This is a genomic window from Shewanella violacea DSS12, from assembly GCF_000091325.1.
In the GTDB taxonomy this organism is placed as follows: domain Bacteria; phylum Pseudomonadota; class Gammaproteobacteria; order Enterobacterales; family Shewanellaceae; genus Shewanella; species Shewanella violacea.
Window position 1 is genome coordinate 503,502 of sequence record NC_014012.1, and the last position, 14,191, is coordinate 517,692.

The 14,191-nt window shown below is 43.2% G+C and carries 11 protein-coding genes; 8 read left to right on the top strand and 3 right to left on the bottom strand.

Annotation, left to right across the window (positions count from 1 at the left end):
* The first annotated feature begins 15 nt into the window (after positions 1-15).
* Positions 16-771, top strand: a complete 756-nt coding sequence (gene rlmB / locus SVI_RS02045; RefSeq protein ID WP_013049724.1) for a 23S rRNA (guanosine(2251)-2'-O)-methyltransferase RlmB — start codon at positions 16-18, stop codon at positions 769-771.
* Positions 772-1,544: 773 nt separating this feature from the next.
* A complete protein-coding gene (locus SVI_RS02050; RefSeq protein ID WP_041419586.1) occupies positions 1,545-1,964 on the top strand; it encodes a hypothetical protein in 420 nt (139 codons plus the stop codon).
* Positions 1,965-2,700: 736 nt separating this feature from the next.
* Here SVI_RS02050 and SVI_RS02055 read toward each other — a convergent pair.
* The gene (locus SVI_RS02055) at positions 2,701-3,462 is read right to left on the bottom strand and encodes a DUF481 domain-containing protein (protein WP_013049726.1); all 762 of its coding nucleotides are present in this window, start codon (positions 3,460-3,462) and stop codon (positions 2,701-2,703) included.
* Positions 3,463-3,842: 380 nt separating this feature from the next.
* Between SVI_RS02055 and rpsF the strand changes: the two genes are divergently transcribed.
* From rpsF to rplI, 4 genes are read left to right on the top strand one after another with little or no spacing between them, the layout of a single operon-like run.
* Positions 3,843-4,265, top strand: a complete 423-nt coding sequence (rpsF, locus tag SVI_RS02060; protein ID WP_013049728.1) for a 30S ribosomal protein S6 — start codon at positions 3,843-3,845, stop codon at positions 4,263-4,265.
* An 8-nt stretch (positions 4,266-4,273) separates the two neighbouring features.
* On the top strand, positions 4,274-4,579 hold the full coding sequence (gene priB, locus SVI_RS02065; protein WP_013049729.1) for a primosomal replication protein N: 306 nt from the start codon (positions 4,274-4,276) through the stop codon (positions 4,577-4,579).
* An 11-nt stretch (positions 4,580-4,590) separates the two neighbouring features.
* A complete protein-coding gene (gene rpsR, locus SVI_RS02070; RefSeq protein WP_005497284.1) occupies positions 4,591-4,818 on the top strand; it encodes a 30S ribosomal protein S18 in 228 nt (75 codons plus the stop codon).
* 27 nt (positions 4,819-4,845) lie between these two features.
* Complete coding sequence (rplI, locus tag SVI_RS02075; protein WP_013049730.1) at positions 4,846-5,298, top strand: 50S ribosomal protein L9; 453 nt, start codon at positions 4,846-4,848, stop codon at positions 5,296-5,298.
* Between the two features lie 247 nt (positions 5,299-5,545).
* Here rplI and SVI_RS02080 read toward each other — a convergent pair whose 3' ends face one another.
* Together SVI_RS02080 and SVI_RS02085 are read right to left on the bottom strand one after the other, a co-directional pair.
* Positions 5,546-8,458 (bottom strand): TonB-dependent receptor, encoded by a 2,913-nt coding sequence (locus SVI_RS02080; RefSeq protein WP_013049731.1) that lies wholly within the window; start codon positions 8,456-8,458, stop codon positions 5,546-5,548.
* Between the two features lie 688 nt (positions 8,459-9,146).
* A complete protein-coding gene (locus SVI_RS02085; RefSeq protein WP_013049732.1) occupies positions 9,147-11,366 on the bottom strand; it encodes a S46 family peptidase in 2,220 nt (739 codons plus the stop codon).
* Between the two features lie 110 nt (positions 11,367-11,476).
* Here SVI_RS02085 and dnaB point away from each other — a divergent pair, with 110 nt between their 5' ends.
* The gene (gene dnaB, locus SVI_RS02090) at positions 11,477-12,889 is read left to right on the top strand and encodes a replicative DNA helicase (RefSeq protein WP_013049733.1); all 1,413 of its coding nucleotides are present in this window, start codon (positions 11,477-11,479) and stop codon (positions 12,887-12,889) included.
* A 182-nt stretch (positions 12,890-13,071) separates the two neighbouring features.
* Positions 13,072-14,148, top strand: a complete 1,077-nt coding sequence (gene alr / locus SVI_RS02095; protein ID WP_013049734.1) for an alanine racemase — start codon at positions 13,072-13,074, stop codon at positions 14,146-14,148.
* Positions 14,149-14,191 lie beyond the last annotated feature (43 nt).

Below are 14,191 nucleotides of genomic sequence, written 5' to 3' on the forward strand. Positions count from 1 at the left end.
TAGAGATAGTAATAGATGAAAAAACAAGATATCACCTTTGGTATTCACGCCGTTGAAGCGGTTCTTAAACATAGCCCTGAGCGCGTAATCGAACTTTGGGTACTGTTGGGCCGTGATGACAAGCGTCTCATGCCGATCCTTGAGAGTGCGGCTGAGTATGGGGTCTCTGTACAGTATGCGGCTCGTAAGGTATTGGATGACAAGTCAGGTGGTGGTCAACACCAAGGTGTGTTAGCCCGAGTTAAGGCTGTCAAGCAGCTCAATGATAAAGACTTAACTGCTCTGCTTGATAAGATAGAAGTTGAGAACACTGAGACACCTTTCTTGCTGATCCTCGATGGTGTTACTGACCCACACAATTTAGGCGCTTGTCTGCGTAATGCAGATGCTGCCGGTGTTCATGGGGTTATCGTGCCTCGTGATAACTCTGTGGGTCTAACACCAACTGTGAGCAAGGTAGCTTGTGGCGCCGCAGAGGTAGTGCCTTTGTTTCAGGTGACCAACCTGGCTCGCACCATGAAGAGTTTACAAGATAAAGGTGTCTGGATTGTCGGCGCTGCCGGTGAAGCAGAGCATAACTTGTATAAAGCCGATCTTAAAGGTTCACTGGCGATTGCCATGGGCGCCGAAGACAAGGGTCTACGTCGTCTAACTCGCGAAGGCTGTGACTCACTAGTTTCGATTCCTATGACAGGCTCAGTGTCCAGTTTGAACGTGTCAGTGGCATCTGGGGTCTGCTTGTTTGAGGCTGTACGCCAAAGATTGAGCTAATCGCCAATTCGATTAGGTTAATTTTTCTTTAGCCTTGATTCGTTGAATGCCGATAGGATTTAGATCCTGTCGGCATTTTTGTATCTGTTTTTGTCCATTTGATGGTGTGTTGTAGGTTGTGCTTTCATAGTTATCTATCACCTCCGGTGAGGTATGTGCAGATACTTCTGCAAGACGCCGCAAGCACGTCCGTGTGGGCTCTGCCAAAACGTCCCTGTTTTGGAAGCTCGCAGCCGTATCTACACTACGTTATTAACAAGCAGGTTCTTTTTCCGATTTGACCTCTACTGTGCTGGGTAGCAATCCACAGACCTTGCCAAGAGCAAGTTTGAGTACACTTTCTGTTGTTGGCCTTGGGCAATATAGGAATTTGGTTGATCATTGAAGGTCGTACTTTCAATGTTACTTATAGCTTGCGGCGGTGCAGTGCATGGTCTTGTATGTTCCAGACATGCATAAGACATTTCCTATATCCCTATAGGTCAGATGCACCAATGTCGTGGAGGCAGGATGCTTAAGAGCGACCTTATGTGCACTTTTTAATTTGAGAAGGTTCTGCGAGTCGCCGGCTCTTGATTTCAAAAGAGTACATCCGTGTGGGCTCGCCAAAATATCTTTGTTTTGGAAGCTTACAGCCGTATCTACACTGGATGTTTTATAAGACAAAGCTCTCTTCTATTTTGCTTCATTTCTTAAACTTCATAACCATTTTCAGTGCCTATAAATGATGACTGCTGGGGTAGTCATCAATTACACATCACTGTGTATCAATAATGACCAGTATAATTAAGTGTTATCTTTTAAAACAATGGGTTATTGTTATGTGGGAACATTGTCAAGACGCACTGATAATTTTTAAAAATGCTGCTCAGATAACAATGTTATCACTGCATCTGTTTAATAAGCTGTTAGCTGTCCAAAGAGGATTTATGTTATTCATTAAGGAAAGCGAAACCACACTTACAATTTGGTGGAAATTTATAGGGTCAATTGTTCTTTTTGTTGTAGCAGTAGTTGCTGCTCTGACAGGAACACTATACATTCCGTCAAAATATGGATTCCTTACAGAGGAGTCTAGCCCTTTAACATTTATTGGGTTGGTTACTTTTGTCTTCCTTTTATCGGTATTGTCGTTCTGGCAAGGTGGTTATGGAATATATAAAAAGTACATTGCTGAGCCGAATTGCAGCTAACAAGCTGCTAAATCAAGATTCATCAAGGCTGTCAGCCTTTTGCTGATAAAATCACCAGTCAGCACATGGTTTACTTATTAGCAGGGCGTTAAAGCATCTCTAATTGCTATATTTTCCTAATCTAAATCTCATGGGCTGGATGAAAGCTCTAACCCATTTCAGTCCAATAATTAGCTATACACCAATAAAACCTAAATCGAAGAGATTAATACTCAGGTGTAAACGCGGCAGTGACCTTCGGCAGCAGGGATGCTGTCGTAGAGGCTATAGGGATATACTCGCGCCGTGTCACTGAAGTGTTTGCACTTAAGCCTGCTGCAAGCAATAAGTATCAATGAAGCTTTGATATTCAATCAACTAACCAAATAACAAAGCCAGCCAGATGAACCAATAAAAGATATTTGAAATTTGTTATCGGACAAGTTACTCCAATGGCGTGTCACAGAAGTGTTTGCACTTAAGCCTGCTGCAAGCAATAAGTATCAATGAAGCTTTGATATTCAATCAACTAACCAAATAACAAAACCAGCCAGATGAACCAATAAAAGATATTTGAAATTTGTTATCGGACAAGTTACTCCAAAGGCGTGTCACAGAAGTAGCGACATGGGAGCCTGCAGAAAGCAATAAATACCAATGCAGCTTTGGTTTTTAGCAAGCTAACCAAATGCCAAACCAGTCAAATGAAACCATAAGAGATATTTCAGCTACTTGTTATCCGACAAGTTCAACTCGCCTATTGGAAAGTGTACATCAAGTTGAACGTAGTGATGGTATCTGTCTGCTTGGAGCCTTCTGGGACTACGTCTGTGTATTTGACGTTGACGCCTATCTTGAATGCCCAGTCTTGGAATAGGGTGTTCTTGTAATTCATGTCTAGGGTGAGTGTGCTGTTGTTTTCGCCCATCTCTGCGGTGAGGTCGGCGTTGAGGCTGGTATATTCCTGTAGCTTATGCTTAAACTTAGCTGCAGTACGGACAATGATGTCTTTGTCTGCGTCTGGATTAGGCTCTGCTTCGGTTTCGATTGGCATGTTATATCGATAACCAGGGCCGATTTCCAAGCTGAGTTTAGTGTCGCTATTTGATATGGCATCGAAACCATAACCTACAGAAATGGTAGATACTTGGGTGTAGCTACCGAAGCGATCTAAGGTGAAGTCACCGCGACCAAATATATAGCCATCATCCAGCCATGAAAAATCATTATCTAGTTTGTAACTAGACTGCAATTGTAAATCATATTTTTCTGCCGTTGTTTTGTCAGCATCGGCTGAATAATAGAGTTTAAACGTGCCTTCTTGTTTAAATTGCTTAGTGTCGTAAACCAGTTTGGTTCGACCATTAAAGCTACTGGATTCGGTATTGCCCCTATTGATTTGTAAACCAGCTTCGATCTCTGCGATGAAATCACTGGGTGGCTCCTGGTAATCGGGTGGCACTAAGGCCCAAGCCGACATAGGAACAGATAGGAGTAGGGCAGTTAAAACTCTAAACATTATTTTATTCTTACTATTATTTTAATGTGGTGAGAAAGAGTGACATCAGGTCGACATAATACCTATTCTGCGCAGCATCGGTAAAGTGAATATGGCAATGCAAGTCGAAATTTTTATCGTCATAATTACGCGGTGATGTGTTGCCGATAATCAATCAAGTAAACCCGTTACTCAGGTTATTGGCTGCTTTAGAGGCATTTTTCCCGATGACAATGACTTCAAATCAATATTACAGTTCATTTGTGCATCGAAATGGCTTGAATTAACGCTTGGATTTGTGTATTATTTTGCGGCTTAAATCAGTCACTTTAATTAGTTCCTTGCCTCTATTTGGTCTGACTGAGCCAACAATGAGGCTTGATAACCGTAAGGAGCAGAAAATGCGTCATTATGAAATCGTATTTTTAGTTCACCCTGACCAGAGTGAACAAGTACCTAGTATGATTGAGCGTTACACGGGTATTCTTACCCAAGCTGGCGGTCAAATTCATCGTTTAGAAGATTGGGGCCGTCGTCAACTGGCTTACCCAATTATCGAACTGCACAAAGCTCACTATGTTCTTATGAACGTAGAAGCATCTGCTGAATCGGTTGAAGAGCTAGAAACAGCTTTCCGTTTCAACGACGCTGTTTTGCGTAGCATGGTTTTGCGTACTAAAGCAGCCATCACTGAAGCATCTCCAATGGCTAAACTAAAAGAAGAGCGTGATTCACGCCGTTCTACTGAAGGCGAGCGTCGTAGTGCGCCTGCTGAAAAAGCTGTTGAAGAAGTTAAAGAAACCGCTGAAAAAGCAGCTGAGTAAGTTTTTCTTTGGCCACAAATCACTTGGTGTTATCGGGAACCATTACGCGTTCCAGAAGCTTTAAAAGCCCGGCAGGCATTGCACACAGTGTGATTATGCTGGAACACAAATCTCAGTGCTTCGAAGCAGAAATGCTTAGAAACGTATACTGTCAGATACAAGTGATATTAAGTGGTGAACGCTTTCAAAGCGTTACAGATAAACTGAAAATCGGCGTGGATATTGAAGTGCAAGGCTTTATCGCTCTCCAGCAGAGTCGAAATGGTCAAAATCGCTTAGTAATACACGCCGAAAATGTCGAATTGAAAACTTAGGAGACTGTCACATGGCACGTTATTTCCGTCGTCGCAAGTTCTGCCGTTTCACTGCAGAAGGCGTTACAGAGATTGATTACAAAGATATCGTTACTCTGAAGAACTATATCACTGAAAGTGGTAAAATTGTTCCTAGTCGTATCACAGGTACAAACGCTAAATATCAACGTCAACTAGCTCGCGCTATCAAGCGTGCTCGTTATCTTTCTCTACTGCCTTATACTGATTTACATCAGTAATAGCGCAACAATCTAGAGGAATTAATAATGAACGTTATTTTACTTGATAAGATTGCTAACCTAGGAAATCTAGGTGACCAAGTTGCAGTTAAAGCTGGTTACGCACGTAACTATCTTTTGCCACTAGGTAAAGCTGTTGTAGCTAACGCTGCTAACACTGAAGTCTTTGAAGCACGTCGTGCTGAATTAGAAGCTAAGTTAGCTGCTACTCTTACTGCTGCAAACGAGCGCGCTGCGAAAATCAACGCACTTGAGTCAGTTGTTATCGCTTCTAAAGCTGGTGACGAAGGTAAGTTGTTCGGTTCAATTGGTAACCGTGACATCGCTGATGCAGTTACAGCTGCTGGTGTTGACCTAGCTAAGAGCGAAGTTCGTCTTCCATTAGGCGCTTTGCGTACTACTGGTGAGTTCGAAGTTGAAGTTCAGGTTCACACTGAAGTTAAAGCTATCGTTAAGATTTCTGTTGTTACAGAAGGCTAATACATAGTTTTAAAGCTAAGGTCTTGATGCCTCGGCATTAAGACAAAAGCTTTAAAAGAAAAACACCGCCCTAATTTAATTAGCGCGGTGTTTTTTTATGTCTGTAGATAAAGGGGAAGGCAAGTGTTGGCTGGTACTGGGCTAGTAAGGGCTGTTTATCTAACGTAAAAAAAGGGCACAAAATTAATTTGTGCCCTAAAAGGGAGTTGCTTAGTTACGTTTTATAGCTTCTTCTACAACACTTTTTTTAGAACTTGATGTTGGCGCTAATGCGGACATATCTTGGCGCTTCAAATTCTTTTGGTAGACCATATGATGGGTCATATTGGCCACCAATAGTTAAAGTTTCTGAAGTTTTTAAAACATTTGATGAGTTGAATATGTTGAATATATCTAGACGTACATCGGCCTGAATGTTGTCTATGAAATCGATGTTGTAAACAAAATTAAGATCGACCTTGAAGCGCCAATCCTCATTGCCCATACAGCCACGTGAACACTTTTGATCAAATGGATAATATGTTGCACCGTACTCATATGGATCCGGGTATCCTTCAGGTAATGTATCTGCGAATGCGTTCTTTGGACGACCTGATTGAGCTATTAAGTTAGCGCCAATTGATAGGTTTTCAATGATCTGATACGCACCGTATGCTTTGATTGTATGGCGGCGATCATTTGGTAATGATCCATTAGCACCATCCATAAGGTATGGGAAATCCCAGTCAGTTGTTAAGCCTGAGTCGTCTTGGCCATTATCTGATTTAACGTAACCTTCAGCATTTCCATAGCTTTGTGCCCAAGTATATGATGCATTGAATGCCCAATCATCATTCCAAGTACGGTTCAAAGTAAGCTCTACAGAATTGTAGATACGCTCCGGATCTGGGTAACCCAAATCTTCGGCTGCGATGACAACCTGCTCAAGTGTACCGTTGCCATTTGTATCATAAGATACGTGAACATCTGTATTAGGGTTTGTAAGCACATAAACATGAGCTTCACTTTCTACCCAGCCATTAGCACGAATGCCTTTGTCGATGGTGATATCATCTATGATGCTCTTTAGATCACGGTGAGTGAACTTAATGCCCGCTGACCAATCTTCATCTAAATTTCGCTGGTAACCTAATATAAACTCATCTTGATACATTGGATCGATAGAAGTATCTAAAATCTCTGCTGGATCTGCAACGCTACCATCCGAGTAGACTTGTTGGTCACCGATTGAGGCACCAAGAGAGGGGAGTCCCTCAGCATCTACACTTATTAGCTCATTCCACTCCGCCGTAAATGTTTCTGCACCAGCCATACGAACGTTGGTATTTGATGCGACAGGGATGTGATAACGTCCCCAGTTTACAAATACTTTAGATTCGCCATCATCCATAGGATCCCAAGATAATCCTAAACGTGGTGCAAGCTGGTTTTTGATTTCAATAAAGGCTTTATCTTCAGCATTTAAATTTTCGAAAGATTCAGAGCGAAGTCCGACACGAGCAGTCAAATTTGGTAAAATACTCCAAGTATCTTCAATGTACCAAGCTGTAGATTTACTAGTGAACTCCCCACCATTATCATAAACACGTGTTCTTGCATATTCAATATTCTGGGCAAGCTCTACGCCGTTAACACTTTCTCCCGCTGCGCCTTTGTAGTAACGGTAGTAAACATGGCCTGAGTAGAAGCTACTTTCAAGTGAGGTATTGTCTTCAAAGTCATACCCAGCCTTGATTGCATGATCTTCAAAGTAATCAAAGTTGAAGTTAATGTTAGTCTGTTTACGAAGATCACTCTCTGCAGATGAGCTGAAGTTTTGCCAACAACCCATAGGTACTAATCCGCTGCCTCGGTCATCGTAGATTGCTGGGCAAGTTTCATCTTCCGGGGCCTGAACTGTTGAATCAAATTCAACTTCTGCATACAAGGCATCCACAGAAATCCAGTCATTGAGTCGACCTACATATTGTGCTGACCAAGTGGTACCACCGCGGCTCTCAATTGAAACCTGATCCATTATTTCTGAATTTGGATCGTAAGCTTTGGTTGTGTCAACAACCTGCTCTGAATCAGAGAATCCCCAAATCATTAAGGAATGATCATCAGTAATTTGCCAATCGACACGTGCTAGCCATAGTGGATCGTCATACTCAGTTGTTGTATAGGTCTCTCCGTTTGCAGAAGCATTAATTGATTTATACTTTTGCGGCTGAATTAAACCGTATACGAATAAAGTATCTTCGATAATGTCACCAGAAACTGTAAACTCAGCTTCTAAATCATCTTTTTCATCTTTACTGTTGTCCCAGAAAGTATCAAATGGCTGGATAGAGCCTGATGCGTTACCTACGGGATATAAAACACTAGGACGCTGTTCACGAAGAGCATCTGGCTCCCAACGTGCAGCAATGCCGAAGTCCCAGCCATTATTTCCACGTTTGGTGACTGCGTTAACTACGCCACCAGTAGAGCGACCAAACTGTGCGGAATAACCACCAGTTTTTATTTGGAACTGTTCATAAGCACTAAATGGAATATCCGCAATTGATGTACCACGGCGGAAGCTTGTTACGTTCACTCCGTTAATAATGAAACTGTTTTCTGCAACGGATGAACCACCAAACGAAGCAAGGTTACCAAATGCTGAATCACCTTTAGTTGCACCTGGTGAAAGAAGGGCAACTGATACTATGTCTTGAGCAATTGGTAAGCGTGCGATTTCGTCAGCACTGATGGTTAAAGATATTTCTGGAGATGATGTATCAACCAATGCGATTCTAGAGCCTGTTACTGAAATACGTTCTACGTCACCAGTACTCATAGGTACTTCGATAGATACTTCACTACCGATAGTCACTTTTGCACTTTCTATAACTTGAGTTTCATATCCCGGCTTAGTGATGGTAATTTTATAGTTACCGATACTAAGCGAAGGTACCTTAAAAGTACCTTTCTCATTAACAGTCACTGTAGTGCTAGCACCATTAGCCTTATTTATAATTGTTACAGTGGCCCCTGCTAGCGCACTTTTGCTGGATGCATCTGTAATGGTTCCTTTCATTGAACCAGCGGTATTATTTGCAGCCATGATGGGAGAACTTATTGCGAGAAGCGTAGAAATCGAAGCTGCTAACAAAGAGTGTTTGAAGTTTATTTTCATGTTCATTCCTTGGAATATTATTATTGTCTTAATTGTTATTCTTATGTTGTAAATTTGTTAACTTCATAATGGAGCCTACAGAGTGGCGATAATTTATTCAATGTTACAAATGGAAATACTTAGAAATAATTAGAAACACTTTGAATTATTTCGTAACATATTTGTTACAGCTTGTTTTGAGCCTATTTTAATAATTTTGTTATGTTTAAGTATTTCAGTGATTAATTTTTGCTCTGCGATATTTATAAAGTGGGAGATGCTTGGATCAAGAGGATTGATGGTTGATTGCCCTTTGGTCAGGGTGGCGTTTTTTTGTACACATTTATATACGGGTGGAATTAATTATGACGAGTAGATTTACTTGCTAAAGGGAGATATTGAGGAAAAGGCTGGTATAAAATTGACTCGGGACTGAGTTTAAAATTGAGATGAAGCTAGGTTGTAGGACCTGCTTTAGTCAGGAGAGGGCGAAGCTAGCAAGCTAGGAACTAAAGCGCCTCCTACAGAAAAGAGGACGCTACGCTGGTAGAGCCGAGATGACATTTTTGCCAATAGAGCTAAGCTCGTCGAACAGGCGAAGCCGCCCGTGTAGGGATTGGTAGAAGGTTGTAATCACTGTTTTTTACATGGTTAATACCAAAATATAGGGCCTAATCACTGAAACTTAGGCCCTAGGAACCATTTCCATCTAGTTTCTAACTAAATCCAACTCGGCTATCAAGTTATCAGCATGGTCCACTTCATCCATCATCCAGAGGATATAGCGGAAATCCACATGCACGGCGCGGGTGATAGTAGGGTTGAAGAACCAGTCCTTGGTGATCGCTTCATAGGTGGAATCGAAGTTTAGACCAACTAAGTCTCCCTTGCCGTTAAACACGGGAGAGCCTGAGTTTCCGCCTGTGGTATCGACACTGGAGAGAAAGTTTACTGGTACTGAATTAAACTCTTCCGGCTTATAGCAAGAAAAAAGTCGACACAACCAAGTGCTGGGATCCTTGATGACTGAGGCGACCTTGTGGCTGCCAAATCTCTGCTCTTTAATGGCATCCAAGACTTTCTGTGGCGCATTAAAGGGCGCTAGGCCTGTATGCTTGGCTGTGATGCCTTCGAGGCGAGTGAAAGGCTGTTTATATAAGGCATCTTTCGACTGATATCCGTCTACCATGCCGTAGGTGATTCTTAGAGTACCGTTAGCATCGGGGTAGACAGGCCAGTCGTTGGCTTTGTAATAGGCAATGATGGCTTTCATGTAATCGGGGCGAGCCTGGGACAGCTGACCCGCTAGTGTCTTCTTGTCTTTCTCTTGGGCCATATTGGTATCAAACAGGGCTACGGCAAGACGGATAAAAGGATCTGCACTGGTCTCGAAATCCCCAGCTTTGGCGTCCATCCAGGCTAAACGTTTATCCTTATCGGTTAAGGATGTCAGAGAATAGAGTCCAGCTAGTTTATCCGACAGAGTCACAGATTCATCAACATAGTTAAGCATATTATCCAGCGCCGCGACACGATGTTCTTGCGCAATGTAAGCTTGTAGATCTTGTTGCCACAGGGCTTTATCAACTGAAGCATCGAAGCTGGAATCGATTCGTTTTAGTCGAGCCTTGAACATTTTCATGTCTCGCTCTTGGTAGCCTTCTTCTCGCTCTGCATCGGGTTTGACTTTCTCTTTCGATAATCGATACAGCTTGTTGGCCGCGGCCAGAAGCGCACTAGATTGGGCATTTTCGAAATAGTAACGTGTCTGGTTATCGACACGTTTCTTAGTGAGTAGAAGCTCGAGTTGATCGAATTTGGCTTGATAAGTCTGGTAGGTCTTATCGGTTGCTAACCATTGCTTGAAGCCATCTTCACGGCTCTGCTTAATGCCAGCTATGTCGGTGGCTTTAAAGCCATCGAGTAGGCCGTTATATTTTTTCATACGGTTAGCCATAGAGGCTAAGGTGCCGGCATATTTGAGCTCAATTTCGTGATTGCTGTTTCCCATGGTCTCAATGGTATCTATACGCAGTTGATAGCGAGACGCTAAGGTTGGGTAGAGCCAGTCACTGGCAAATTTAAGCTCGCTAGTTAAACGATAGCGACTGGTAGAGCCTGGGTATCCGGCGACAAATACTCCATCACCAGCCTTTACTCCATCGGCATTAATTTTCAGATAGCTCTTAGGTTCGAAGGGCACATTATCTTTAGAATATGCAGCCGGCTGTCCATCTTTGCCTACATAGGCGCGCAGGAAGGTGAAGTCTCCGGCATGGCGTGGATATTCATAGTTGTCGATATCGCCACCGAAGGCGCCGACACTCTTAGGTGGTGCATAAACGAGGCGCACATCACGGATAATCAGTTGCTTGATAAGGTAATATTCGAGGCCGCTATGGAAGCTTCTGACTGAGCAGCGATAGTTGTCATCGCTCTCACAGCTTTTAATTAAAGATTTTCTATTTGATTGTATCTCTTGATAACGTGCTAAGGGCTCTTGGCTCAAGCCTTGGGTGACTCGATCGGAGACATCTGTTACTGCCTCGGTAATATATAATCTTTCGTTTGGACCCGCGCTTGGTTCATCGATTTTACTTGTTGCCAGGAAGCCATCGGCAATATAATTGTGTTCTGTTTTACTGTTGTATTGAATGGCACTATATGCGCAGTGATGGTTTGTGACAACTAACCCTTGGGGGGAGACGAAACTGGCTGTACAATAGCCGAGTCCGACAACTGCATTCATCGGATACTGAGTGAGGTCGGCTAACTGTTTTGCCGGAATGTCGATTCCTCTTTCGCTAAGCTTATCTGCAATCGATGGCATTTGATAAGGCTGCCATTGCCCCTCATCTGCATGGGTCTCGAGAGAGATAAATGCCACTCCAGATGACAGCACTAATGCTGAGATCAATGCATTGCGCATAGTGATTCCTTATTTTAATTGTTGTTTGGATTGGAAGTTGTTCACTTCCTGTTTTTATTGAGTCAGTTTTATATCATATTTAGTGTAATAGTTGGGAATTTGGAGATTAAATGTCACAACAAGGTCAAGGTTCCTTTAAGGCCAAGCAGAAGCCTAGAGATATCCAGATGGATGCTCTTAAGATGCCACCACATTCGTTAGAGGCCGAACAATCTGTACTCGGTGGTCTAATGTTGGATTCCGATGCTTGGGATAGGGTGTCTGAAGCGGTTGTTGCAGAAGATTTTTATTCTCGCTCTCATAAGATGATTTTCAATGCGATGGCAACCTTAACTGCTGCCAGTCATCCCATAGATCTGATCACCGTTTCTGAGCAATTAGAAATTGAAGATCAGTTAGAAGATGCCGGCGGTTTTGCCTATCTTGGTGAGATTGCCAAGAATACTCCTAGCGCGGGTAACATAGTTTCTTATGCGGGGATTGTTCGTGAGCGAGCGGTTGTTCGCGACATGATCAAGGTCGCCAATGAGATCGCCGATGCAGGTTTTAACCCTGAAGGGCGTAATTCCAGCGAGTTACTGGATCTTGCTGAGACCAAAGTCTTTAAGATTGCAGAGTCTCGAACTAATGAGAACGATGGTCCAAAAGGCATCAAGGCTATTCTTGAGAAGACAGTCGATAAGATTGAGGAACTCTATAATAACCCGACAGGTGGTGTGACCGGTATTTCCAGTGGTTTTCACGATCTTGATAAGATGACGGCTGGTTTCCAGGGCGGCGATTTGATTATTGTGGCTGCGCGTCCATCAATGGGTAAGACGACTTTTGCGATGAACTTGTGTGAGCAGGCGGCGCTAAATGAAGAAAAGCCTGTACTGATTTTTAGCTTGGAGATGCCTTCTGAGCAGATCATGATGCGTATGTTGGCCTCATTAGGCCGAGTCGATCAAACCAAGATACGTACCGGACAGCTTGATGATGATGATTGGGCTCGTGTCTCATCAACCATGGGTATCATGCTTGAGCAAGGTAAGATGTATATAGATGATGGCTCAGGTCTGACTCCAACCGATGTTCGAAGCAGGGCCAGACGAATCGCCCGTGAACACGGAGGCCTGTCGATGATCATGATCGATTACCTGCAGTTGATGCAGGTGCCAGCTCTGAAAGATAACCGTACCTTAGAAATTTCTGAAATTTCTCGCTCACTTAAGGCGTTAGCTAAAGAGTTAATGATTCCGGTTATTGCACTGTCACAGCTCAACCGTTCATTGGAGCAACGTGCCGATAAACGCCCTGTTAACTCAGATTTGCGTGAATCTGGTGCGATTGAGCAAGATGCCGATTTAATCATGTTTATCTATCGTGATGAGGTGTACAACCACGATACTGAGCATAAAGGTGTTGCTGAAATTATCATAGGTAAGCAACGTAACGGTCCCATTGGGCGTGTTCCGTTGACATTCCAAGGGCAATTCTCTCGTTTTGATAATTATGCCGGCCCCAAGTTTGATGAAGACTAATTCTTAGTTCTTTCCCACAGGTAAGGCGTAAGGCTAATCTTGCGCTTAAGCCGAGATTAAACTTGATTCATATAGAGTGTTGATAATTGATCATTGGCACATCTCTATATAAATTTAGTGCTTATATTCATATCACAGCTTGAATCGGGCCCTAGGTACCGATTCATTGATAAGGTTAATTTTTGAAGCCATTTCCCCGTGCAGAGATCAGCTGTAAAGCGCTGAAGAATAATCTAGCCCGCCTGCGACAGATCGCGCCTGCGAGTAAAATCATGGCGGTCGTTAAAGCGAATGGTTATGGCCACGGCTTATTGAACGTAGCTAAATGCATCGAAGATGCTGATGGGTTCGGCTTGGCTCGTTTAGAAGAGGCAATAGCATTAAGAGATGGCGGCGTGACATCTAAGCTCATTTTGCTGGAAGGCTTCTTTAGGCCGGTAGACTTGACCACCTTAGTGATGAAGGACATAGAGACAGTTGTTCATAACGAGAAACAGCTGGAGATGTTAGAGCAGGCAAGCTTATCTAAGCCTGCTAACGTCTGGTTAAAGTTAGATACTGGTATGCATAGGTTAGGTTTTACCCCCGAGCAATTTGAGCATGTGTATGCGCGACTGCTGGATTGTCCTCAAGTGGCCAAACCAATCAAAATAATGTCTCATTTTGCCTGTGCCGACGAGCCGGATAACCCTTATACTCGAGAGCAGCTAAATATATTCAATCGTTTGGCAAAAAACTTACCAGGCGAGACTACGTTAGCTAACTCGGCAGGAACATTATATTGGCCAGATAGTCATAAAGACTGGGTTCGCCCGGGGATTTCCCTTTATGGTGTCTCCCCTGTAGTGGGGGATTTAGGTAAGAATCATGGTCTGCAACCGGCAATGGAGCTGATATCTCAGCTTATCGCCATTCGAGAGCATAAGGCTGGTGATCCTGCTGGCTATGGCTGTTATTGGCGGGCCAAAGAAGAGACTAAGCTTGGCGTCGTCGCCATCGGCTATGGTGATGGATATCCAAGAAATGCACCAGAGGGAACTCCGGTGTGGGTTAATGGACGTCTGGTACCCATAGTTGGACGTGTTTCTATGGATATGTTGACGGTTGATCTCGGATTGGACTCTACCGACAGTATTGGTGATGAGGCCATAATGTGGGGCAGTGCCTTACCGGTTGAAGTGGTTGCCGAGCATATAGGCACTATTGCCTATGAACTAGTGACAAAATTAACTCCTCGTGTTGCCGTGTGCATGGAATAAACACGTAGATCTATTTTCTTAGTTGTATCGATTCAATGAACCG